This is a genomic window from Stenotrophomonas maltophilia group sp. RNC7 (assembly GCF_030910085.1).
GTDB lineage: Bacteria > Pseudomonadota > Gammaproteobacteria > Xanthomonadales > Xanthomonadaceae > Stenotrophomonas > Stenotrophomonas sepilia.
In genome coordinates this window covers 17,560-39,720 of sequence record NZ_JAVFVN010000533.1, presented here as the reverse complement: position 1 = coordinate 39,720, position 22,161 = coordinate 17,560, and the positions used below count along the sequence as shown (strand labels likewise).

The window sequence follows — 22,161 nt, the reverse complement described above, 5'->3', positions numbered from 1 at the left end:
AGCCGAGCATGGGCTCGGCCCTACAACGGACCGCGCGGGAAACTGTCAGAGGCTGGGCGGTGCCCTGCCGATACCCCTACCGTACCGGAACGTCGTACGCGGTACCGGGATCCGGTTCCGGCTGGAACGTGTAGTGCCACCACTCCTGCGGATAGTTCACGAAACCACGCCGTGCCATTGCCTGCACCAGTTGCCGCCGGTTCGCCTGCTGCGTCTCACTCAGCCCGCTCGTCTGCGTATGCGCACGCGGCCCGAAGAAGTCGAAGTCAGTGCCCATGTCCAACGGCGCACATGCACCGCTGCGGCAATCCAGCAGGCCCAGATCCACCGTGGCACCGCGGCTGTGGCCGGAGCGCTCGGCGATGTAGCCGTCAGCCAGCAGGCGTGGCTTGTCCAGGTCCGGATACTGCTGTGCCTTGCGCGAGAGCTCGCGCGGATCGTTCACCCAGGCCATGAAGGCCTGCACCGAACGCACCGGCCGGTAGCAGTCGTAGACGCGCAGGCCGAGGCCATCGGCGCGCAGGTCCTGCTCCACCTGGGCCAGCGCCTTCGCCACCGGCGCCAGCAGGTAGCACGAAGGCGCCTCGTAGCCGGGCACGCGCGCGCCGGTGAAGTTGTTGGCACCCGCATAGCGGATATCCAGGTCGATGCGCGGCGACAACGTACGGATCTCCACCAGCCCGGCGCTGGCCGCGTCGGTGGCCGGTGAAACGCGCGGTGGCTCAGCGGCGCGGGTGGTCGCTGCCAGGGCAATCGCCAGTACGAGTGAAATGCAGGTCCTGGAAGTCATAGCTGAAGTCGATGTCCGGATCGATGGCGCGCAGGTCCAGTGTCGGTGCCAGGCCCTCACCCGGCTGCAGCCACGCCTGCGCGTCTTCGCCCAGCGTATCCCAGCGCAGCAGCCAGCGCCCCTGCAGCTGCAGCACAGCCCCCTGCAGCCGGGGCGACTTGTCCACGCTGAAGCGCAGGCCGTCCTTGCCCGGGCAAAGCGAGGCCGGCCCCAGCCACGGATCGGTGTAGCGGCCCTGCCAGCGCGGCAGATCGGAAGCCGCGAGTCGCTGCGCAGATGAAGTCACAGGTCGCTGATGCCCGGTTGCCGCACGAGCGGCCTGGTCCGCCTTCAGTTCGGCCAGGTACGCCAGTGCCGGACGCGCCTCATCGGGGGCGGTGAAGCGCTTCAGCGCGGCCTGCATCAATGCGGTGCGCGCATCCTCGCCTTCACCGTTGATCAGCATCACCACGCCCGCCCTGCGGTCGGGCAGCAGCGCCAGCGACGAATACATGCCCGACAGCGTGCCGGTGTGCGCCACCTTCCACTGCCCGTCCATGTCCGACACGCGCCAGCCATACCCATAACCGTAGAAATGCGCGTTGTCCCAGCGCCGCTGGCGCTCGCCCAGTGGCATCGGCATGTGCAGGGTCCACAGCGTGCGCCGCTGCTCGCTTCCCAGCCATTCCGGCACCACAGCAGGATCCAGCAGCACCTGCATCCAGCGCGTCATGTCGCGCAGCGAACAGCGGATGCCGCCGGCGGCCATCGACGGTAGATCCGGGCTGATCGCACCATCGGCGTTCACCACCGCATTGTAGTCGCCATGCCAAGCGTGTGGCTGCGCCACGTTGCCCACCCGCTTCACCGACCACGCCCCCACCTGGCAGCGGGTCATGCCCAGTGGCTCGAACACCTGCTCGCGCATCAGCTGGTCATACGGCTTGCCACCCGCCGCCGCCGCCACTTCACCTGCCACCACATACATCAGGTTGTCGTAGGCGTAGTGGCTGCGAAAACTACTGACCGGCTTCAGGTGCGCCAGCCCGGCAATGATGTCGGCGCGGGTGAACGTGTTCGGCTCCGGCCACAGCATCAGATCACCGGCGCCCAGGCCCAGGCCGCTGTTGTGGATCAACAGGTCGCGCACCTGCATCTGCTCGCCCACCCACGCATCGTGCATGCGGAAGTTGGGCAAGTGCCGCTGCACCGGATCATCCCAGTGCAGCTTGCCCTGCTGCACCAGCCGCGCCAGCAGCGCGGCGGTCATCGCCTTGCTGTTGGAGGCGATCTTGAACAGCGTGTCCTGGTCGATGCGGCCGCCGTCGCCGCGCGCGCCCTCGGCATGCTGGTACACCACACGCCCCTGCTCGACCACCGCCATGGCCAGCCCGGGCAGGTGCTCGTGCTGGACCACGGCGGCGACGTCGGCATCGAGGGAGGCGATGTCGGTCGCCGAAGCGGACGGTGCGGCCAGTGCCGCCGCGACGATCAGCAGGTGGTACATGCGCGCAGCCCCTCCATTGCCCGCGCCGTCACCGGTGGACGGCGCGGATCGTGGCCTCAGAAGTTCCAGGTCACCACCAGCTGGGTGTAGCGCGGGGCCTGCCAGCGCGTCCCGGTGCCGAACGTCGCCTCGCGGTACTGGCCGGGCTGCGCTTCATAGCGCTGATGCACGTTGATGGTCTTCTGGTTGTTGAACAGGTTGTACACCGACAGCCGTGCACTGAGGTCGATGCCTTCCACCGGCAAACGCCAGGTCACATTGGCGCCCATGGTCCAGGTCCACGGCAGGCGACCGAACGCACCGCGTGGGCTGTACTCGAACTGCCGCTGGTTGTACGGGCCGGAACAGTTGGCCACGCACAGCCAGCCGGTGCCACCGCCGCTACCTTCGCTGGAGGTACTGCCACCGGCGATGGAATCGTTTGGCCACATCACGCCGTAGGCCGTGATCGGACCACCGGACTGCACCTGCAGTGTGGTTCCGAACGACCATTGCTTGTTCAGCGCGTAAGCGGCACGCAGCTTGAACTGGTGGCGGAAGTCGTTGAACAGCACGCCATAGCGCTCGTTGGTGGCCGGATGGTCCCAGAACTGAACCATGCCCGTGTCGCCGTAGTTGGTATCGGAATTCACAGGGCCTTCGAAATTGCCCTCGCTCTTCGACCACAGGTAGGACGCGTTGAACATCCACTTCTCGTCCCATGCACGGTCGATCTGGAACTCCAGTGCCTTGTAGGTGCGCTTGGGCTTGGAGTAACCGATCACCTCGCCGCTGCCACCCTTGCGATAACCGCTGTTGGCGGTATCGATGGTGATCCAGCCCTCGTTGGCGCAGCCGATGCTCTTGTCACCCCAGATCGTCAGGCTCTCGCCCGGGTTGGCGATCGGCCACAGCGTGCTCGGGGTCGGGCCGCACGGGGTGTAATTGATGCGGATGTCGTCCAGCGCACGGGTCATCCGTCGATAGGTGGCGTTGACGCCCCACGACCATGCCTGGTTGATCATGTTCTGGAAGCCCAGGATGTACTCGTCCTGGTAGACCGCCTTGAGGTCGCGATCCACACTCTGGCGCAGATCGGCACCGCCGGTGTTCATGCGGGTGTCGGTCGGGCCGATCTGCTGGCCGACGATCGGTGCCATGTACGGTGAGCCTGTCGGCGAGGTTTTCCGCTCCCAGCCGTTGAGCACGTAGTAGCTGTATTCGTCAGTGAGGCCACCGGCGAAATTCACGTTGATGTTGTTGGTAACCGGAAGGTAGTAGCGGCCGGCGTTGCCGAACAGCTTGGTGCTGCCATCACCACGCATGTCCCACGAGAAGCCGACACGGGGTGCGATCAGGTCATCCATCTTGATGAACGCCTTGCCGGCGGCGGTGCGGTTTTCGAAACGGTCCCAGCGCACGCCGAGGTTGAGCATCAGGTTCGGCGTGATGTTCCAGATGTCCTCCACGTAGAAGGCATTGGCTTCAGTCTCGAACGTGCCGCCCGATTTGCGGTTGCGCGCACGCAGCATTTCGGTAACGCCAGCCGGTACGTAGGCATTGGCACCGTCCCAGACTTCATCGCCGGGTCGCGCCACGTAGGCGGTGTAGCTCAGTTCCGTCGGGCCGGGGTAGCGGGTGGACTGCTTTGTGGTCATCAGCTCACGGTCGACACCGAAGCGCAGCAGGTGGTCACCCAGCTGCCATTCGAAGTCCAGTCGCGCCACGTCACGAGTATCGTCACGCTCGGCCACTGCCGTGCCCGTGGGGTGGCAGCCTGCGCGCAGGCCCTGCAGCTTGCTCAGGCGCGGGCCGTAGGTACTGTCGGTGAACACGGGGCTGCAGGCCTGATCCAGCGATGAATTGGTGAAGGCACGCTGGTTGTTCTGGCCGACCATGGCGCGCGCGGTGAAGTTCTGCCCGAAGTGGCCGGTATAGGTCGCCGACCAGTTGCGTCCCCCCGTCTCGGTGACCGAATCACCGCCCCATGCACCGAGCTCGTCTGCGTTCCAGTTGTACCCATAGGAGGCATTGGTGACGTCTCCCTCGTCGGAGAACGCCAGCAGCGCCAGGCTGTGATTGTCGTTGATGTTCCAGTCCAGCTTGGTGCCCCAGAAGCCGTTGCCGGAATCATTCTTGAACCAAGTGCTGCCGTCGGACGAGGTGTTGTGTCCCTTGTCGTTGCGGTCTTCGTACATCGCGAACAGGAACAGCTTGTCCTTGACGATCGGCCCCGAGCCCCAGACGTTGGTCTTCAGGAACGAGTTGTTGTCGCGGCTGCCATACGAATGCGGGGTTCCATCACGATGGAAGTGGTCGCCGCCACTGGCGCGCCATGCACTGGGCTCGGCGGTGACTTCGACGCCGCCCTCGAATTCGTTGCTGCCCGAACGGGTCACGGCATTGATCACGCCACCGGTGGAGCGACCGAACTCGACCGAGTAGCCACCCGTCTTGACCTGGAATTCCTTGAAGAAGGCGAACGGCGCGGTGCTGAAGCCGCGACGGGTGTACATGTCGGTGACATTCAGGCCGTTGATGAAGACCGCATTCTCGGCCACCGATGAACCGGCGAACGACAGGCCGCCGAATGACGAGTTGCCGCCGACCACGCCCGGCGCCATCAGCGCGACCGCAGACAGGTCCTGCGCCACCGGCAACCGCGAGATTTCCTGACGGTTGATGTTGAAGGATGTCTCGGTGGAGTAGACGTCCACGCGGTTGACCACTCGGGTGCCGACCACCTGCAGGGCATCAAGATTGGTGACGCCGCCGCCACTGGCCAGGTTGACCGTGGTGGTACCGCCTACCGCCACACTGACAGCAACCTGATCGCCCAGCTTCTGGCCATCTCGGCTGAGCTGCAGCTGGTAGTCGCCTACCGGCAGCTGGCCGAGGCGGTAGCTGCCGTCGGCGCCGACGGTGACGGTACGAGTCAGACCCGTACTGTTGCTGACCACGGTCACCTGGTCACCCGCGGTTGCACGGCCGGCAACTGCGCCGCTCACGTTCTGTGCCATCGCGATGCCGGGCAGCACTACGCCCAGACACGCCCCAAGGGCGACGCACAACGCCGCCCGCTTGATGCTGTAAGCCTTCATCCCCTGCTCTCTCCTGCAAGAATTGAATGGTGTGGAATGCGATGTGTCGCGCTAGCGTTGCCTGGCTGGCAGTACCCGCCACTGGAAGTCGTAGCTCCATTGGTCGAAGTACAGGTTGCCGCCTGCCCACTCGGCCTCGCCGCGCTGCGAGTCGACCGTTTCCGAGCGGAAGTGCTGCTTGGCCGGCACGAAGGGCTGGCCGAAATCGTCGTTGAAGGCGATGCGGTAGCCGTCGAGGCCACCCAGGTAGAAGTCACGGAGAGCCGGCACATCACTGGCCAGTGCGCCGGTGGTCACGTCCATCGGCAACCAGCCATACGGCGCCAGGTAGACCTGCCCCCAGTCATGCAGGTTGTTGTAGCCGCTGCCGTCGCCGGAGAACACCATGCCCGACTGCCAGCGTGCAGGAATACCGTTCAGGCGCAGCAGCGCGATCAGCAGCAGGGTCTGCTGCCCGCAGTCGGCATGGCCGGCCCGCAGCGCGTAATCGCTGATGTTGCTGATCGTGGAGTACTCGCGCGCACCAGCCCAGGGAATGCGGTCGACCGTAGCAAACAGCTTCCGCACCACTTCATACGGGCGCGTTTCACCCTGCAGCACCTGGTCGGAGAACAGCTTCAGCGCGGGAGTGAAACGCACATGCGGCAGCTGCTCGGCCAGGTAGGGCTTCAATGCGGGATCGTTCGGTGTGGCCTGCACCTTGGCGGGATCGATCGCGGTATGCCGCGCGAAGATCGTCACCGCGTAGCGGATCTCGAAGCGGGTCGGCTGCCCGGCCACAGCTTTGGCTTCCAGATAAGCGGTGCGCTGCAGGGTGCTGGCTGGCGCCACGCGTGCCTTACCGGGCGCGCTGCCCAGCCACTGCACCTGCTCCTGCTGGCCGGGGATCTCGCGCGGGTACGGAATCCACGCGCGGATCGTTTCACCGGCGGGCACCACATCGGCTTTCACCGTGAGCGACTGGGTGAATTCATAGCGCTGCGGCAGAACCGACGCCTGGCCACTCTGTTCGACCGCAGCAACCACGCCTGCGTGGTGGGCATTGAGCACTTCGTTGGGGCCCGGAGGCGGCATCGGTGCATCCGCGCGGCGACGCGCGCGTGCTTCGTCGCTGAGCAGGAACAGGTTCGAGGGTGCGCGCTTGAAGTACCAACGCTCGCCATCGATATCGAGATGCTCGATCAGGCCGAGTTGGTCCCAGCGCGCAAATTCCTCGTCGGTCAGATCGGGAATGCCGCGCCGTACGGCGTCCTTGGCGGCGTTTTCGTCGAGGGCGAAATCCAGGCGGATGCGGCGCATGCGCTCGCGCTGGAACGCTTCGTCAGTGGCGGCGGGTGTAGTGGCCAGCAGCGCGTCGGCGTCGCGGAAACGGCCGCTGTCGATCAGGTCGATCACCTGCGTCTGGCGCGCCTGCTGCTGGCTGCTATGCCCATCCGTCGCCTGCGTTGCAGACGCCCACAGCAGCAGCACGGCACACAGGCCGGCGGCAGTCAGACGCGGTTTGCGAACGGCAGGATCCACAGCGACACTTCCCCAGCGCGGGTGGTAACGGCTGTGTAACACGGGCCGGGATGTCGGTCAATAATTTATTCTTGCTTTCGTAGCCAAAAGGAATAAATATTCCAACAGGCATTCGAGGAGGGTGTGCACCGCATGAGCCTGGCTTTCCGCGAACGGCGCCGGCATTGGCCGCGCCGCTTGACCCTGGCCCTGTGCCTGCTGGCCGCTCCGGCCTTTGCACAGGCGGCCCCACCGCCCGACCCGGGTGCGCCGCTGCCCTATGTGATCGGCCTGCACGAGGCCTATCTGACCCCGCAGTACTGGGCCGCGCGCCTGGACAACGCCGATGCGCCGATTCTGGATCGCGCGCAGATCGAAGCACAGAACGCGCGGATGCGGGCGCAGGACAGCCACATCCAGGACATCGCCGCACTGCCCGCCCAGCTTGATGCGGCGGCGGTGCGTGCCAGCATCGCCGCGCTGTCGAGCTGGCCCACCCGCGCCCTCTACAACGACAAGGGCCAGGCGATCGCACCCGCGCTGCGCAGCGCGATCGAAGCCAACCTCGGCCTCGATGCGATTCCCACACAGGTGGCAGCGCAGTATGGGCTGGTGGTGAAGCGTGCCGCGCTGCGCACCTTCCCCACCCGCGAGCGCGTCTTCAGCAGCGTCGGTGACACTGACATCGACCGCTTCCAGGAATCGGCACTGTTCCCCGGTGACAAGGTCGCCGTGGTCCATCGCAGTGCCGACGGCCGCTGGCTGTTCGTGCACAGCGAGCGCTACAGCGCGTGGATCGAAGCCGACGCCATTGCCCGCGGCGACAAGGCCACGGTGCTCGGCTACGGCGCGAAGGGACCGTACCGGATCGTCACCGGTGCCACCGCACAGACCGCCTATACCCCGGAGGAGCCGCGCGTCTCGCGCCTGCAGCTGGACATGGGCGTGCGCCTGCCGGTGCTGGCCGACTGGCCCGCGTCAGAGCCGGTGAACGGCCAGCAGGCCCACGCCTCGTGGGTGGTGCAGTTGCCGGTACGCGAAGCCGATGGTCGATTGAAGCTGGTGCCGGCGCTGCTGCCGCGCTCGCAGGACACCGCCGCCGATTACCTGCCGCTGACCCCGCGCCTGCTGCTGCAGCAGGCCTTCAAGTTCCTGGGCGAGCGCTACGGCTGGGGTCACGACTACGACACCCGCGACTGCAGCGGTTTCGTCTCCGAGATCTACCGCAGCTTCGGCGTGCTGCTGCCACGCAATACCAGCGCGCAGGCGGTCAGTCCGGCGCTGGATCGCCTGCCGTTCAACGGCAAGGACGGCAAGACGGTGCGCGACCGTGCCGTCACCCGCCTGCAGGTGGGCGACCTGGTCTACATTCCCGGTCATGTGATGATGGCCATCGGCCACGTCGACGGCCGCACCTGGGTCATCCACGATACGGCAGGCGGCAGCTGGTTCGGTACCGACGGCAAACGCGTGCAGGCCCATCTCAATGGTGTTTCGGTCACGCCGCTGGAGCCGATGATGGCCAGCGACACCGTCCGCTACATCGACCGAATCACCAACATCCAGCGCCTGCGGGCCAAGACTCCTGAATGAAGATCACCGCCATCGAACTGGGCATGCTGCGCGTGCCGTTGAAGACACCGTTCAAGACCGCGCTGCGCACGGTGGAGACCGTGGAAGACGTGGTGGTGCTGATCCGCACCGACAGCGGCAACACCGGCTATGGTGAAGCCCCGGCCACCGCAGTGATCACCGGCGATACGCACGGCTCGATCATCGAAGCGATCCGCCACTTCATCGCCCCGCGCCTGATCGGCCAGGACGTGGTCAACCTCAACCACCTGTGCACGCTGGTGCAGACCGCGATGGAGCGCAACACCAGCGCCAAGGCCGCGGTGGAGATCGCGCTGTACGACCTGTGGGCGCAGCTGCACGGTGCCCCGCTGTACCAGATGCTCGGTGGCGGCGACCCGGTGATCACCACCGACATCACCATCAGCGTGGACTACATCGACAAGATGGTGGCCGATTCGCTGTCGGCGATCGAACGCGGCTTCGAGTCGCTGAAGATCAAGGTTGGCAAGGACATCGGACTGGACATCGAACGGGTCAAGGCGATCCATGCCGCCGTGGAAGGCCGCGCCCTGCTGCGCCTGGACGCCAACCAGGGCTGGACCGCCAAGCAGGCGGTGCATGCAATGCGCACGCTGGAGGAAGCCGGCGTGGTACTGGAGCTGCTGGAGCAGCCGGTGAAGGCCGCCGACATCAGCGGCCTGAAGTACGTCACCGACCGCGTCAACACGCCGGTGATGGCCGACGAAAGCGTGTTCAGCCCCAGCCAGGTGATGGACCTGATCCAGCAGCGCGCGGCCGACATCATCAACATCAAGCTGATGAAGACCGGTGGCCTGTCCAACGCGATCCGCATCGCCGACATCGCCGGCATCTACGGCGTGCCGTGCATGATCGGCTGCATGATCGAATCGAGCATCAGCGTGGCTGCGGCTGTGCACCTGGCCGTGGCCAAGAGCGATGTGATCACCAAGGTTGATCTGGACGGCCCCTCGCTGGGCCAGTTCGACCCGGTCAGCGGTGGTGTGCATTTCAACGAATCGGAGATCAGCATCAGCGACGTGCCGGGGCTGGGTATTACTGAAGTGCGTGGGCTGGAGATGCTGGGGTGACCCCTGCCTTGCGGCTGGCCTGGCGTAAAACCGACTTTGGTTCGGGCGTTACTTTTCTTTTCGCGAAAAGAAAAGTAACCAAAAGAAACGCTCCGCCGGCCGCGAGCCGACGTGCTGCGCACGTCGGTGCCCTGCGCTCCTCGGTCCGCCGAGGGACGGCGCGGAACTCGCTGCGCTCAGACACCCGCGCCTCTTCGCCCTCGCCGGACCTGCGGTGCTCGGCTCGCTTGAAGGCGGACTCAACGTCAAAAGCAACAACTGCGCTCCGTAACCTCTTCGAGGCTGGAACCCGCTCGACCCATTCCATGACACGCTCTACGCTGCCAGCCGCAACGCGCCCACACATGCCCGGACACCCCGCATGCCGCCCCTGCTGAAGATCCGTTCCGAGCGCGGGCAGATGTCGGCCATCGAGCGCCGCATCGCCGACTTCATCCTCGACAACGCCCACCTGCTGCGCGACTACTCGTCGCAGCAGCTGGCCAGTGCGCTGGGCATCAGCCAGTCCAGCGTGGTGAAGTTCAGCCAGAAGCTCGGCTTCAAGGGCTACCCGGACCTGAAGTACTCGATCGGCCAGGACGTGGCCCGCGCCGGTGCCGATCCACAACAGCTGCCCAGCGAACCCGACAGCGGCGATGACTACCTGCGCCTGGGCGAGGCCCTGCGCCGCAGCAAGGCCCAGGCGGAGGAGGAAACACGCCAGGCCAATCCGCGCGAGGAGATCGAGCGCATCGTGCAGCTGCTCGACGGCGCACCGAAGCTGTTCGTCCATGGCCTGGGTGACGATGGCCTGTATGCCCGCGAGTTCGCCATGCGGCTGTCGCTGCTCGGGCTGCTGGTGGTGCCGCACACCGACCCGATCCTGATGCTGGCCAACCTGTCGGCCGCACGCCCCGGCGATGTGCTGCTGGTGTTCTCCGAATTCGGCAACCTGCCGCAGCTTTCGCAGCTGTCGCGGCAGTTCCAGGACATGGGTGGCAAGGTGATTTCCATTACCCGCCACACTGCCAACCCGCTGCGCGCGCATGCTGATGCGGCACTGGCGGTCTGCGCGCACGACCGCACGCCGCAGGTCGCGCAGCTGCTGTACCGTAGCGCCATGCACGCCCTGCTCGATTTCCTGTTCGTGCTGCTCTGCCACACCAATCCGGACCGCCAGCAGCAGCTGGCGGTGAACCTGGAGCGGATCGACCACCTGCTGGATTCCTGACCGGAGCACCTGTTGATGAAATCGCTGGTTCGCCTCGCTACCGCTGCGCTGCTGCTTGCTGCGACGGTGTCCGTTCACGCGGCGCCGCTGGATGGCGCGCGCCAGCTGATCGTGGTCACCAGCGAGGGCTGGGACAGTACCCAGGGGCAGCTGCAGGCCTATGTGCGCGATGGCAAGGGCTGGCACGCACATGGACAGGCGTTCCCGGTGGCGCTTGGCCGCACCGGCAGTGCCTGGGGCCTGGGCCTGCACCCGGCGCAGGCCGAGGGCCCGCAGAAGCAGGAAGGCGATGGCCGCAGCCCGGCGGGCGTGTTCGCGCTCGGCAGCGCGTTCGGCTATGCCGTCACACGCCCCGGCACCGCGATGCCTTACCAGCCGATGCTGGACAGCAGCTACTGCATGGACGTGCCCAGCTCGCCGTTCTATAACCGCATCGTTGATGAAAAGAAGGTCGGCAGCGCAGTGGTCAAGGACTCCACCGAGCCGATGCGGCTGGACCTGCACAACAAGGGCGACGTGCGCTACCGGGAGGGCTTCGTCATCGCCCACAACCCGGACAACCAGCCCGGCAAGGGCAGCTGCATCTTCGCCCATCTGTGGCGCACGCCCGGCGAGGCCACCGCCGGCTGCACCGCCATGCCGCAGGCGCGCATGCAGGCGCTGCTGGACTGGCTGCGGCCGCAGGAGGCGCCGCGCTTCGTGCTGCTGCCGCGCGCCGAATACACACGCCTGCAGGCCCAGTGGCAGCTGCCCGCGCTGAGCGGAGACGCCCGTTGAGCGCGCAGGACGAACCACAGCTGCAGCGCGCGGTCAGCCGCTGGCAGATCGTCGGCCTGTCGATCAACGATGTGATCGGTAGCGGTATCTACCTGCTGCCGGCCGCCACCGTCGCCCTGCTCGGCCCCTTCAGTCTGTGGGGCGTGGTCGCCGCTGGCATCGTCGTCGCGCTGCTGGTGCTGTGCTACGCGCAGGCCGCCAGCTACTTCGATGAACCCGGTGGCAGCTACCTCTACGCACGCGAGGCCTTCGGCCGCTTCGCCGGATTCGAGATCGGCTGGATGATCTGGCTGACCCGCATCAGTTCGGCGGCCGCACTCAGCAACGCGCTGGCCGATGCGGTCGCGCGCTTCTGGCCATGGGCCGGCGCCGGCATGGGCCGCATCGCGGTGATCGTGGTGTCGCTGGGCTTCCTGACCGGCGTCAACATCATCGGCGTGCGCTCGGCCGCGCGCACCGGCGTGGTACTGGTGATCGGCAAGATGCTGCCGCTGCTGCTGTTCGTGGCTGTCGGTGCGTTCTATATCGATCCACAGCTGGCCTTCTCCGGCCAGCGCCCGGACCCGCATGACCTGCAACGGATGGGCGAGGCCGCCTTGCTGCTGCTGTACGCCTACGCCGGCTTCGAGAACATCCCGGCCGCCGCCGGCGAGTACCGCAATCCACGCCGCGATATTCCGTTCGCGCTGATCACCATGATCATCACCGTCACCGTCATCTATGGCGCGGTGCAGGTGGTGGCGCAGGGTACGCTGGCCGGCCTGGCCAGCTCGGCCACGCCGCTGGCCGACGCCGCAGCCGGTTTCGGCGGCGAGGCCCTGGCACTGATCCTCACCATCGGCGCGACCATCTCCATCCTGGGTACCAACAGCAACACGATGATGATGGGCCCGCGTTTCCTGTTCGCACTGGCCCGCGATGGCTACGGGCCGAAGATCCTGGCGCAGGTGCATCCGCGCTTCCATACGCCGGCCGCGTCGATCCTGTGCCAGGGCCTGATCGCGCTCGGACTGGCGCTGTCCGGTTCGTTCGTGCAGCTCGCCCTGCTGTCGATGACCACGCGCCTGTTCGCCTACATCGGCACCGCTGCCGCCGTCCTGGTGCTGGCCAAGCGCTACGCGGATCGCCCAGGTGCGTTGAAGCTGCCCGGTGGCCCGCTGATTCCGGTGCTGGCGCTGCTGCTGTGCCTGGCCCTGTTCGCCAGTGCCAGCTGGCAGAACATCGCCGCGGCACTGGTGGCATTTGCCATCGGCGCGGTGATCTACAAGCTGCCGCGCAAGGACGCCGACGCCGGATGATCGGTAACGCCGCAACAGGCCCGGCGGATTGATCTGGCGATCACGCTGCCGGACCGGGCCGTTAACCGCCACACAGGCACGATCAGGCTTCGTCCACAACGGAGCCTTCCATGACCGAGTACCAGATTCCCGGCCGCGTACCGGACGACAGCACGCCGCGCGACGCAGTCAGCGACTATTGGCGCGAGCGCTACACCGCCGAGCCGTATTACGACGACCAGCTGTTCTTCGAGGACTACGAGCCGGCCTACCGGATCGGCCACGCCGCGCGCGCGCAGGACATGATCCGCGCGTACGAGCAGGTCGAAGCCGAACTGGAATCGCGCTGGGCCAACGAACGTGGCCGCAGTCGCCTGGACTGGGCGCAGGCACGTAACGCCGTGCGCCGTGGCTGGGACGAAGCGCAGCTGGCAGATCCGCGCTTGAAGCGATAGCGTCAGGCTGCTGTAGAGCCGAGCCTACGCTCGGCTCCCGCACCACGTCTGTAACGTAGAGCCATGCTCGACTGAGCCGAGCATGGCTCGGCTCTACACCGGATCGATCATTCCTGTTCCGGCAGCGGCGGCACGATCCCGCTGCGCTTGCGCTCGCCACCACCGGCGGCGATCAGGTCGCGGGTGTTCTTCTGCACAGCCACTGCACCGAACAGCGACAGCGCATACGCCATACCGTAGAAGCCCTTCTCGCTGGGTGCCAGCGTGGCGTTCCACAGGCCGACCAGCAGCAGCAGCAGCGCCGACAGCAACGCGAACCAGCACAGCGCGTAGTACAGGCCACTCACCGGAATGCCTTCGACGCGGTCGCGCACGCTCTTCTGCAGCGACACTGCCGCGAACAGGCCGAACAGCAGCAGGGTCAGGTAGTAGCCCTTCTCGTTGAGCGCCATCGTGGCATTGAACAGGCCGATCAGGTACGCCGCCGCACCCAGCAGCAGGGCCACCCACGAGGCGGCGATGAAGGCGGTGGAGGGCTTGTGAGGCATGGCAGTATTCATTGCAGGTCCTTGGCAGGCAGACGGGCATGCTTTGCCCGGGCGTGCCCACCCTAGACGATCCCGCCGTCGTCGCACAGGGGGCGCAGGACCTTCGGGCCACGACGGTCACGGCTGCGGTGGTATACAAGGGGCAGCCCGGCCATCCGCATCCCCGCCCTGGAGATACCCATGACCCGTACGCCCCTGCTGCTCGCCCTCGGCCTCGTGCCGATCCTCGCCACCTCCGCCTGCAACGCCGCCGATCCTGGCGCCAACGGCGCCCAGACCGCAGCGCCCGCAGCCTCCTCCGCCGCCGACCAGCGTCCGTTCACCGCCACCGAAGTCAGCCGTTTTGACCAGCCTTGGGCGATGACCTTCCTGCCTGACGGCAGCCTGCTGGTCACCGAGAAGCGCGGCAAGCTGCAGCACCTGGATCTGGCCAGCGGCCAGAAGCATGAGATCACCGGCGTTCCGAAGGTCGCCTACGGTGGCCAGGGTGGCTTCGGCGACATCATCCTGCACCCCGACTTTGCCCGGAATCACGTCGTTTACCTCAGCTATGCCGAGGAAGGCACGCTGGATACCCGCGGTGCGGCCGTGGCCCGTGCCACGCTGGCGCTGGATGCGAACGGGGCTGGCCAGCTGAAGGACCTGAAGGTAATCTGGCGGCAGACTCCCAAGGTCAGCGGCCAGGGCCACTACGGCCATCGCCTTGCCTTCGGCCCGGACGGCAAGCTGTGGATCAGTTCCAGCGAACGGCAGAAGTTCGATCCGGCCCAGGACATGGGCGGCAACCTCGGCAAGATCATCCGCCTCAACGACGATGGCAGCCTGCCCGCCGACAACCCGTTCGCCTCACAGGGCGGGGTTGCCGCACAGGTGTGGTCGCTGGGCCACCGCAACATCCTGGGCATGGCGTTCGATGCCAACGGCAAGCTGTGGGCGCACGAGATGGGCCCGGCCGGCGGCGACGAACTGAACCTGATCGTGCGCGGCGCCAACTACGGCTACCCGATCGTTTCCAACGGTGACCACTACGACGGCCGCCCGATTCCCGACCACGATACCCGGCCGGAATTCGCCGCCCCGAAGGTGACCTGGACGCCGGTGATCTCGCCGGCCGGCTTCGTGATCTACAGCGGCAGCCTGTTCCCGCAGTGGAAGGGCAGCGGCTTCATCGGCGGCCTGTCGTCGACCTCGCTGGTGCGTGTGGCCTTTGATGGCGACAGCGCGCGCGAAGCCGAACGCTTCAACATGGGCGAGCGCATCCGCGAAGTGGAACAGGGCCCGGATGGCGCCCTGTGGCTGCTGGAAGACGGCAGCAAGGCGCGCCTGCTGAAGCTGACGCCGAAGGCATGAGGTGCCGCCGGCCTCTGGCCGGCACGTTTTTCCGCGACGGCCCCGCGTGCGGGGCCGTCTGCGTTCACTGGATGGTGATGACCTTCACCTCGGTCTGCGTGCAGGCCTGGTCCAGGCACTGCCCGTTCAACCACACCTGTCCATCGCCAACCATCACGCCCTGCTGGTTGACAAAGACCTTGCCGAAGTCCTGCACGGACACTGCCTTGATCACCGCCGGGGTGATGATCTTCTCGTAGTTCCGCTGGAACTCACCGGGGCCAGTGATCTTCTTTCCGTCGCTGATGTTCAACGGGAAGCGCACTTGCTCGACCACCGCAGCACGATCACCGCCGACCACGGCGGTCTTGAACGCGTTGAAGACCTTCTCGAACTGCGCGGCATCGCCGAGCAGCGATTCGATGCGCGCACGTGCGTCCTCGGCGGGCGCCTCCACGGCCGGTGCGGCCGGTGCGGCTGCGGCAGGTTCGGCAGCCGGCGCCGCCGGTTCAGCGGCAGGCGTCGCTGCCGCGTTCGCTTCCATCGGCGGCGGCGCATCCGCCGCAGGCTGCGCCGGGGGCTCAGGCTGCGAACAGGCCGCCAGCAGCAGAGCGGGAATCAGGTAGGCCATCCGGCGCATACGCGCACTCCATCGAAACAGGAAGCCCGATGGTAGCGCCGCCACAGTGACGGCAACAAAAAGGGGACGGAGGGGATTAAGTCGTTAGTGGCACAAACGACTTAATCCCCTCCGTCCCCTTTTTCTGATCAGGCCTTCAGCAGTTCGAACTGCACGGCTTCGCCGGCGGCCGACGAGGCGCAGACCCACAGGTCGAACTGGCCCGGTTCGGCACGCAGCACGCCATCGCGGCCGGTGAACGCCAACTGCTCGCGGGTCAGGGTGAACACCACGTCGGTCGACTCGCCCGGCTGCAGTGCCACCTTGCGGAAGTCCTTCAGTTCGCGCACCGGACGCACACGACTGGCCACGCGGTCGTGGATGTACAACTGCACCACTTCCTCGCCGGCCACATCACCGCTGTTGGTCAGCGTGGTGGTGATGGTCAGCGTGTCGTCCCAGCCGAGCTGTGCCGTACTCAGCTGCGGCACGCCGTAGGCGAAGGTGGTGTAGCCGATGCCGTGGCCGAATGGGTACAGCGGCTCGTTCGGAATCTCGCGCCAGCGGGCCTTGAACTCCGACATGGTCGGCAGTTCCGGTCGACCGGTACGCGGGTGGTTGTAGAAGTACGGCTGCTGGCCGGACACCTGCGGGAAGCTGACCGGCAGGCGACCGGACGGGCTGTAGTCGCCGAACAGCACATCGGCCACGGCATGGCCGGTCTGCGTGCCCAGGTACCAGGTCACCGCCACGGCCTGTGCATTGCGCACCGCGCCCTGCAGCGCCAGCGCGCGGCCATTGCGCAGCAGCACCACCAGCGGCTTGCCGGTCATCGCCACAGCCTCGGCCAGCGCCTGCTGTGCCGGCGGCAGGGTGATCTCCACACGCGACTGTGCTTCACCGCTGTAGCGTTGCGGTTCGCCCAGCGCCAGCACCACCACATCGGCGCGCAGCGCGGCAGCCACCGCCGCTTCGGTACCACCCGGAATGGCGGCTTCCAGTTCGCAGCCCGGCACGATTTCCAGCAACGCTTCGTCGCCGATGGCGGCACGCACGCCGGTTTCCAGATCCACGTAACGCTGCTTGTCGCCGAACAGCGTCCAGCAGCCTTCGATGTTCTCGCGGTCCTGCACGAACGGGCCGATCAGCGCGATCTTCTGCCCGGTCTTCTGCAACGGCAGCACGTTGTCACGGTTGTTCAGCAGCACGATCGAACGCCGCGCGGCATCGCGCGACAGTTCATCATGCGCGGCGATATGCGAGGTATCCGCTTCGCGCGCCGGATCCAGCGAACGGTACGGGTCGTCGAACAGGCCGATGGTTTCCTTCAGCCACAGGATGCGGCGCACGCCTTCATCCAGCACCGCCATCGGCACTTCGCCGCTCTCGACCAGGCCCGGCAGGTGCTCGGCGTAGAAGCCGCTCTGCATGCTCAGGTCCAGGCCGGCGGTGAACGCCTTGGCGGTGGCATCGCGGTCGTCGGCGGCGTAGCCGTGCGCGACCAGCTCCATATCGGCGGTGTAATCGGAGATCACCACGCCCGGGAACTTCCATTCGCCGCGCAGGATGTCGGTCAGCAGTTCGGCATTGGCGCTGGCCGGCACGCCGTTGATGTCGTTGAACGAGGACATCACGGTGATCGCGCCGGCCTCGAAGGCGGCCTTGAACGGCGGCAGGTGCACATCGCGCAGGGTCTGCGGCGAGATGTCCACCATGTTGTATTCCATGCCGGCCATCACCGCGCCGTAGGCGGCGAAGTGCTTCGGCGTGGCCAGCAGCGAATCGGCGGCGCGCAGGTCGCTGCCCTGGAAGCCACGCACGCGGGCGGCGGCGAACGCACAACCCAGCACCACGTCCTCACCGGCGCCTTCGGCGCCACGGCCCCAGCGCTGGTCGCGGGCGATGTCCACGGCCGGGGCATAGGTCCAGTGCAGGCCGGCAGCGGTGGCTTCGATGGCGGTGGCGCGCGCGGTGCGCTCGGCCAGGTCCGGCTCGAAGCTGGCGGCCTCGCCCAGCGGGATCGGGAACACGGTACGCATGCCGTGGATGACGTCGGCGGCCAGGATCACCGGGATGCCCAGGCGGCTCTCCTCGGTGGCGACCTGCTGGATGCGGCGGCCCAACTCGGCGCCCACGCCATTGAACAGCGAGCCGACCTTGCCCTCGCGCACCTGCTGCAGCACCTGGTCGGCATTGCGCACGTTGGCTTCCGGGTTCACGTCCGGGGCGAACGGGCGGACCATGTCCGCGAAGACACCCAGCTGGCCGACCTTTTCCTCGACGGTCATCTGGGCAATGAGGGATTCGATGCGATCGGAGGCCACCGGCAGTCCTTGATGAAAACGTTTACAAGCCCGGCATTCTAGCGATCCCGAGCCATTTGGCGAGAGGTTTCTTCGTTCAGTTTCAGCCAACAGCGGGGCCCGTATGGTCCCGCCGGGGGCACCGCAGCTTACTCCGAGCTGGCCAACTGGCGCTGCCCGGCCATCAACATGGCGTCGCTGGAGGCCTGGAACACCCGCAAGCCGAACGCCGGCAGAATCGCCAGCAGGTGGTCGAAGATGTCCGACTGCACGGCCTCGTACTCGCTCCAGGCGGTGCTGCGGGTGAAGCAGTACAGCTCCAGCGGCAGGCCTTCGGTGGTGGGCTGCAGCTGCCGCACCAGCAGGGTCATGTCGGTATGGATGCCCGGATGGCTGCGCAGGTAGCGCTCCACATAGGCACGGAAGGTACCCAGGTTGGTCACCCGGCGGCTGTTGACCTCAGCCACGCCCTGCTCGCGCAGGCGCCCGTTCCACTGCCCCAGTTCCTGCTCCTTTTCACGCAGATAGTCACGCAGCAGCGCGAATTCGCCGAGGAAGGCCAGGTCGCCGTCGTCGAGGAAACCGACGCTGTGCTGGTCCAGGTACAGCGCGCGCTTGATCCGGCGGCCACCGGCCTCCTGCATGCCGCGCCAGTTCTTGAACGACTCGGTCACCAGCTTCTTGGTCGGGATGGTGGTGATGGTCTTGTCGAAGTTCTGCACGGTGATGGTGTGCAGCGCGATGTCGATGACGTCGCCGTCGGCGTTCTGGCTGGGCATCTCGATCCAGTCGCCGATGCGCACGCGGCCATCGCCACTGATCTGCACGCTGGCCACCAGCGACAGGATGGTGTCCTGGAAGATCAGCATCAGCACCGCCGTGGCCGCGCCCAGGCCGGTCACCAGCGGGCCCAGCTTCACCCCAAGCAGGGTGGCGACGATGGACAGGCCGGCGGCCACGAACACCACGATCTTGACCACCTGCAGGTAGCCCTTGATCGGCTTGCTGCGCGCATCGGGCTTGCGCTCGTACAGGCTGTTGGCCGCGTCCAGCGCATGCGAGAACGCCATCGACACCGTCAGTACGGCCCACACGATGCACAGCTTGATGATGACGTTGACCAGGCTGGGCGGCAGGTCGGGGATGAGGGTGATGCCCGAGGCGATCACCTGGCTGGGCACCACGTTGGACAGGCGCGAAATCACCCGCATCAAGTGGCTGCCGCGGCCGGACTCGGCACCTGGCAGGCGCTGCAACAGGCGCCGCAGGCCACGCAGCAGGATGCGCTTGGTCACCCAGTTAGCCAGGCCGGCGGCGATCAGCAGCGCCGAGATCATCAACGCCAGGTAGGCGCCGGGATAGGGTTCCAGTGTGTTCTGCAGCCGTTCCAGCCACTGTACCGCCACCACCGCGTCCACCATCAGTTGTCTCCTGTCTGTTTCGTTGTTGCCAAGGTTGCCGGCAAGCGGCCGGCACTACCGGGGTTTCCGGCCAGCGGCCGGATTTACCGGGTCAGTCCCGCGAGCGTTCGATGATCACACCCACCGCGCGCGCGCCGCGCACCGCGCCGGGCTTGCTCAGCTTCAGGCGCAGCCACTTCACGTCGAATTCGTCCAGCACGATCTGCGCGCAGCGCTCGGCCAGGGTCTCGACCAGGCCGAACTCCGACTCGCGCACGAACTGCTCCAGGCGCTTGCTCACCGCCTTGTAGTTCAGGGTGTGGGCGATGTCATCGGTGGCCGCGGGGCGACGGTTGTCGAAGCCCATTTCCAGGTCGAACACCAGGTCCTGGCGGATCCGTCGTTCCCAATCGTAGATCCCGATCAGGGCGTCGATCGTCAGCCCTTCGATGAAAACCTTGTCCATTGCGCTTACCGGCACGAATACAGGCGGCCATGGTAACGGCACGGCGGTGAGCCTGCCCGGAACGGGCGGTGGGCGGCCGGCAGGGACGCGGCTCCAGAAAAGACAAAGGGCCCTGCTAGCGGGGCCCTTTGGTACTACCGTTTGTCCCCGGGGGGAGCTGTTGAACAGCCGCGAGTCCCGGTGGCGCAGGCACGCAGAGTAGGCAAGGACCAGATCGTCGGTCAAGGCCAATTCCGACAGGCAAGCTCAGGTATTCGTCCGAGGCGAAACACAGAGAATCGGCCGCACGGACAACGACGTTCCCTTATGGTTGTTGCCCGCCTGACTGGCCAACATCGATCCATTCTTCACCACCGCACATCACGATGGCTTCACACGATGCACTGCGGCGCGCGTTGTCAGCGGAGCGTCTGTCCACTTACGAGAGAATCGCATCGACCTGCAGCCCCGACGTCACAGCCGAATCCCTGTACCTGTGGAACATGCGGATGTGCAGTGCTCTGATGATGCCGGTCCATCTGTGCGAAGTGGTCACCCGCAACGCCGCTGCAGCGGTGCTCGCCAGGCAGCATGGCCCGCGTTGGCCCTGGAATGGTGCCTTCCGACGGAGGCTGCCAACCTCATCCAGTACTTCTCCGCGCACGGCACTGGAACAACTTGCCAGCCGCGTAACCGATACACCTGGGATCGTCGCCAACCTGCCGATGGTGTTCTGGCAGCAGCTCTTCACCTGTCGCTTCGACTCCACGCTTTGGATACCCGCACTCAGCAGGGTTCTGCAGCATGCTCCCTCTGCTCATCCCAGTGCCGTCAGGAAAGCCATCCATGCGGATATCGGACGCATCCGCCACCTGCGCAACCGCATCGCCCACCACGAACCCATCCTGGATCGCGACATCGGCGCTGACCTCGCCGCGATCGGGCGGCTGATCCATGCGCGCTGCCCGCACACCCTGGGGTGGCTACAGCGCCATGAGCGGGCAACGACGGTGTTGGCGGCCTCGCCGTTGGCTGGTCGTCCGTAAAGCGTCCGCCGGGCGTGGCCCGGCGCCACCGGCTCAGACCGCCGGCAGGGTCGCCATGTCCCAGCGCGGGGTCACATCCACCTTCGGCGGGCTATGCTGGCCAGCCTGCAGCCGCAGCGCCCCAGCGAAGGCGATCATCGCGCCGTTGTCGGTGCACAGTGCAGGCCGCGGGAAGCAGGCGCGGCCGCCGAGGCGCTCGGCCATCTGCTGCAGGCGGGCGCGCAGGCGCTTGTTGGCACCTACACCGCCGGCTACCACGATCACGTTGGTCCCGGCCGCTTCCAGCGCGCGCTCGCACTTGATCGACAGGGTTTCGACCACCGCGTCCTCAAAGCCCCGGGCAATGTCGGCGCGGGTCTGCTCGCTCTGGTCGCTGTCGCGCCAGGCCATCAGGACCTGGGTCTTCAGGCCGGAGAAGCTGAAATCCAGCCCGGGGCGGTCGGTCATCGGGCGCGCGAAGCGGTACGCGCCCGGCGTGCCCTGCTCGGCCAGCCTGGCCAGCTGCGGGCCGCCCGGGTACGGCAGGCCCATCAGCTTGGCGGTCTTGTCAAAGGCCTCGCCGGCCGCATCGTCCAGGGTCTCGCCCAGCAGGCGGTACTGGCCGATCGCGTCCACCGCCACCAGCTGGGTATGCCCACCCGATACCAGCAGTGCCACGAACGGCGCTTCCGGCGGGTCGTCTTCCATCAACGGCGCCAGCAGGTGGCCTTCCATGTGGTGTACGCCGACGGCCGGTACCTCCAGCGCCCAGGCCAGCGACCGGGCCACGCCCGCGCCGACCAGCAGTGCCCCGACCAGGCCGGGCCCGGCCGTATAGGCCACGCCGTCGATGTCGTCCACGCCAAGGCCGGCTTCGGCCAGGGTCTGTCGCACCAGCGGCAACAGCTTGCGGACGTGGTCGCGGCTGGCCAGCTCGGGCACCACGCCACCGTATTCGGCGTGCAGGGCGATCTGGCTGTAGACCGCATGGGCGCGCAGGGCCGCGCTGCCGGCCAGGTCGGTGTCATACACCGCCACGCCGGTCTCATCACATGAAGATTCGATGCCAAGGACTCGCATGCCTGCTATTATGACGCCCCTGCCGTCCCCTCGGGGAACGTGCAGATCTCACTGCTATCGAACCGCCGGCCCGTATTCAGGGTTGGTCGCTTGCAGTTTGTCGATTCGCCGCTATAATGTGCGGCTCGCCGGGCGTGACCCGGTTCTACTGTG

The 22,161-nt window shown here is 66.5% G+C and carries 18 protein-coding genes; 8 read left to right on the top strand and 10 right to left on the bottom strand.

Annotation, left to right across the window (positions count from 1 at the left end; translation table 11 throughout):
- Nucleotides 1-76 precede the first annotated feature (76 nt).
- From RCF13_RS10565 to RCF13_RS10550, 4 genes are read right to left on the bottom strand one after another with little or no spacing between them, the layout of a single operon-like run.
- Entirely contained in the window at nt 77-790 is a 714-nt protein-coding gene (locus tag RCF13_RS10565; protein WP_229298504.1) for a M15 family metallopeptidase, read from the bottom strand.
- Nucleotides 723-2,276 carry a serine hydrolase domain-containing protein gene (locus tag RCF13_RS10560; RefSeq protein ID WP_134968569.1) on the bottom strand — a complete coding sequence of 518 codons (1,554 nt, stop codon included), beginning with the start codon at nt 2,274-2,276 and terminating at the stop codon, nt 723-725. The genes RCF13_RS10565 and RCF13_RS10560 overlap by 68 nt, the downstream gene beginning before the upstream one ends.
- Nucleotides 2,277-2,332: 56 nt before the next feature.
- On the bottom strand, nt 2,333-5,356 hold the full coding sequence (locus RCF13_RS10555; RefSeq protein ID WP_134968568.1) for a TonB-dependent receptor: 3,024 nt from the start codon (nt 5,354-5,356) through the stop codon (nt 2,333-2,335).
- Between the two features lie 51 nt (nt 5,357-5,407).
- Nucleotides 5,408-6,877 (bottom strand): transglutaminase-like domain-containing protein, encoded by a 1,470-nt coding sequence (locus tag RCF13_RS10550; RefSeq protein WP_308141136.1) that lies wholly within the window; start codon nt 6,875-6,877, stop codon nt 5,408-5,410.
- 132 nt (nt 6,878-7,009) lie between these two features.
- On the opposite strand from RCF13_RS10550, the gene RCF13_RS10545 reads away from it, so the two are divergent.
- The 6 genes from RCF13_RS10545 (at nt 7,010) to RCF13_RS10520 (ending at nt 13,259) form a co-directional block, all read left to right on the top strand.
- Entirely contained in the window at nt 7,010-8,449 is a 1,440-nt protein-coding gene (locus RCF13_RS10545) for an SH3 domain-containing protein (RefSeq protein WP_134968566.1), read from the top strand.
- A complete protein-coding gene (locus RCF13_RS10540; protein WP_005415027.1) occupies nt 8,446-9,540 on the top strand; it encodes a dipeptide epimerase in 1,095 nt (364 codons plus the stop codon). The genes RCF13_RS10545 and RCF13_RS10540 overlap by 4 nt, the downstream gene beginning before the upstream one ends.
- Nucleotides 9,541-9,901: 361 nt before the next feature.
- On the top strand, nt 9,902-10,750 hold the full coding sequence (locus RCF13_RS10535; protein ID WP_134968565.1) for a MurR/RpiR family transcriptional regulator: 849 nt from the start codon (nt 9,902-9,904) through the stop codon (nt 10,748-10,750).
- Between the two features lie 15 nt (nt 10,751-10,765).
- On the top strand, nt 10,766-11,527 hold the full coding sequence (locus RCF13_RS10530; RefSeq protein WP_231352490.1) for a L,D-transpeptidase family protein: 762 nt from the start codon (nt 10,766-10,768) through the stop codon (nt 11,525-11,527).
- Entirely contained in the window at nt 11,524-12,825 is a 1,302-nt protein-coding gene (locus RCF13_RS10525) for an amino acid permease (RefSeq protein WP_061478555.1), read from the top strand. Before RCF13_RS10530 ends, RCF13_RS10525 begins: the two co-directional genes overlap by 4 nt.
- Nucleotides 12,826-12,935: 110 nt before the next feature.
- On the top strand, nt 12,936-13,259 hold the full coding sequence (locus RCF13_RS10520; RefSeq protein ID WP_134968564.1) for a hypothetical protein: 324 nt from the start codon (nt 12,936-12,938) through the stop codon (nt 13,257-13,259).
- Between the two features lie 107 nt (nt 13,260-13,366).
- Here RCF13_RS10520 and yiaA read toward each other — a convergent pair whose 3' ends face one another.
- Nucleotides 13,367-13,819, bottom strand: coding sequence for an inner membrane protein YiaA (gene yiaA / locus RCF13_RS10515; protein WP_134968563.1), 453 nt, complete (start codon nt 13,817-13,819; stop codon nt 13,367-13,369).
- Nucleotides 13,820-13,987: 168 nt separating this feature from the next.
- Here yiaA and RCF13_RS10510 point away from each other — a divergent pair, with 168 nt between their 5' ends.
- Nucleotides 13,988-15,157: a PQQ-dependent sugar dehydrogenase gene (locus RCF13_RS10510; RefSeq protein ID WP_134968562.1), complete on the top strand. Its 1,170-nt coding sequence runs from the start codon at nt 13,988-13,990 to the stop codon at nt 15,155-15,157.
- A gap of 64 nt (nt 15,158-15,221) precedes the next feature.
- On the opposite strand, the gene RCF13_RS10505 is transcribed toward RCF13_RS10510, so the two are convergent.
- The 4 genes from RCF13_RS10505 to folB form a co-directional block, all read right to left on the bottom strand.
- Entirely contained in the window at nt 15,222-15,776 is a 555-nt protein-coding gene (locus tag RCF13_RS10505; RefSeq protein WP_308141135.1) for a hypothetical protein, read from the bottom strand.
- Nucleotides 15,777-15,904: 128 nt separating this feature from the next.
- Nucleotides 15,905-18,079 (bottom strand): glycoside hydrolase family 3 N-terminal domain-containing protein, encoded by a 2,175-nt coding sequence (locus tag RCF13_RS10500; protein ID WP_061480354.1) that lies wholly within the window; start codon nt 18,077-18,079, stop codon nt 15,905-15,907.
- 128 nt (nt 18,080-18,207) lie between these two features.
- Nucleotides 18,208-19,479 carry a mechanosensitive ion channel domain-containing protein gene (locus RCF13_RS10495; RefSeq protein ID WP_134968961.1) on the bottom strand — a complete coding sequence of 424 codons (1,272 nt, stop codon included), beginning with the start codon at nt 19,477-19,479 and terminating at the stop codon, nt 18,208-18,210.
- 91 nt (nt 19,480-19,570) lie between these two features.
- Nucleotides 19,571-19,924, bottom strand: a complete 354-nt coding sequence (folB, locus tag RCF13_RS10490; RefSeq protein ID WP_005415016.1) for a dihydroneopterin aldolase — start codon at nt 19,922-19,924, stop codon at nt 19,571-19,573.
- Between the two features lie 365 nt (nt 19,925-20,289).
- Between folB and RCF13_RS10485 the strand changes: the two genes are divergently transcribed.
- Nucleotides 20,290-20,949, top strand: coding sequence for a hypothetical protein (locus RCF13_RS10485; protein WP_134968962.1), 660 nt, complete (start codon nt 20,290-20,292; stop codon nt 20,947-20,949).
- Nucleotides 20,950-20,982: 33 nt separating this feature from the next.
- Here the strand turns inward: RCF13_RS10485 and tsaD are convergent, their stop codons facing one another.
- Nucleotides 20,983-22,008 (bottom strand): tRNA (adenosine(37)-N6)-threonylcarbamoyltransferase complex transferase subunit TsaD, encoded by a 1,026-nt coding sequence (gene tsaD / locus RCF13_RS10480; protein WP_134968963.1) that lies wholly within the window; start codon nt 22,006-22,008, stop codon nt 20,983-20,985.
- Between the last annotated feature and the right edge of the window lie 153 nt (nt 22,009-22,161).

Bases quoted from the DNA above. Each gene is read 5' to 3' on its own strand.
- RCF13_RS10565 (WP_229298504.1), bottom strand. From the start codon at position 790: ATGACTTCCAGGACCTGCATTTCACTCGTACTGGCGATTGCCCTGGCA.
- RCF13_RS10560 (WP_134968569.1), bottom strand. From the start codon at position 2,276: ATGTACCACCTGCTGATCGTCGCGGCGGCACTGGCCGCACCGTCCGCT.
- RCF13_RS10555 (WP_134968568.1), bottom strand. From the start codon at position 5,356: ATGAAGGCTTACAGCATCAAGCGGGCGGCGTTGTGCGTCGCCCTTGGG.
- RCF13_RS10545 (WP_134968566.1), top strand. From the start codon at position 7,010: ATGAGCCTGGCTTTCCGCGAACGGCGCCGGCATTGGCCGCGCCGCTTG.
- RCF13_RS10540 (WP_005415027.1), top strand. From the start codon at position 8,446: ATGAAGATCACCGCCATCGAACTGGGCATGCTGCGCGTGCCGTTGAAG.
- RCF13_RS10535 (WP_134968565.1), top strand. From the start codon at position 9,902: ATGCCGCCCCTGCTGAAGATCCGTTCCGAGCGCGGGCAGATGTCGGCC.
- RCF13_RS10530 (WP_231352490.1), top strand. From the start codon at position 10,766: ATGAAATCGCTGGTTCGCCTCGCTACCGCTGCGCTGCTGCTTGCTGCG.
- RCF13_RS10520 (WP_134968564.1), top strand. From the start codon at position 12,936: ATGACCGAGTACCAGATTCCCGGCCGCGTACCGGACGACAGCACGCCG.
- yiaA (WP_134968563.1), bottom strand. From the start codon at position 13,819: ATGAATACTGCCATGCCTCACAAGCCCTCCACCGCCTTCATCGCCGCC.
- RCF13_RS10510 (WP_134968562.1), top strand. From the start codon at position 13,988: ATGACCCGTACGCCCCTGCTGCTCGCCCTCGGCCTCGTGCCGATCCTC.
- RCF13_RS10505 (WP_308141135.1), bottom strand. From the start codon at position 15,776: ATGCGCCGGATGGCCTACCTGATTCCCGCTCTGCTGCTGGCGGCCTGT.
- RCF13_RS10495 (WP_134968961.1), bottom strand. From the start codon at position 19,479: ATGGTGGACGCGGTGGTGGCGGTACAGTGGCTGGAACGGCTGCAGAAC.
- folB (WP_005415016.1), bottom strand. From the start codon at position 19,924: ATGGACAAGGTTTTCATCGAAGGGCTGACGATCGACGCCCTGATCGGG.
- RCF13_RS10485 (WP_134968962.1), top strand. From the start codon at position 20,290: ATGGCTTCACACGATGCACTGCGGCGCGCGTTGTCAGCGGAGCGTCTG.
- tsaD (WP_134968963.1), bottom strand. From the start codon at position 22,008: ATGCGAGTCCTTGGCATCGAATCTTCATGTGATGAGACCGGCGTGGCG.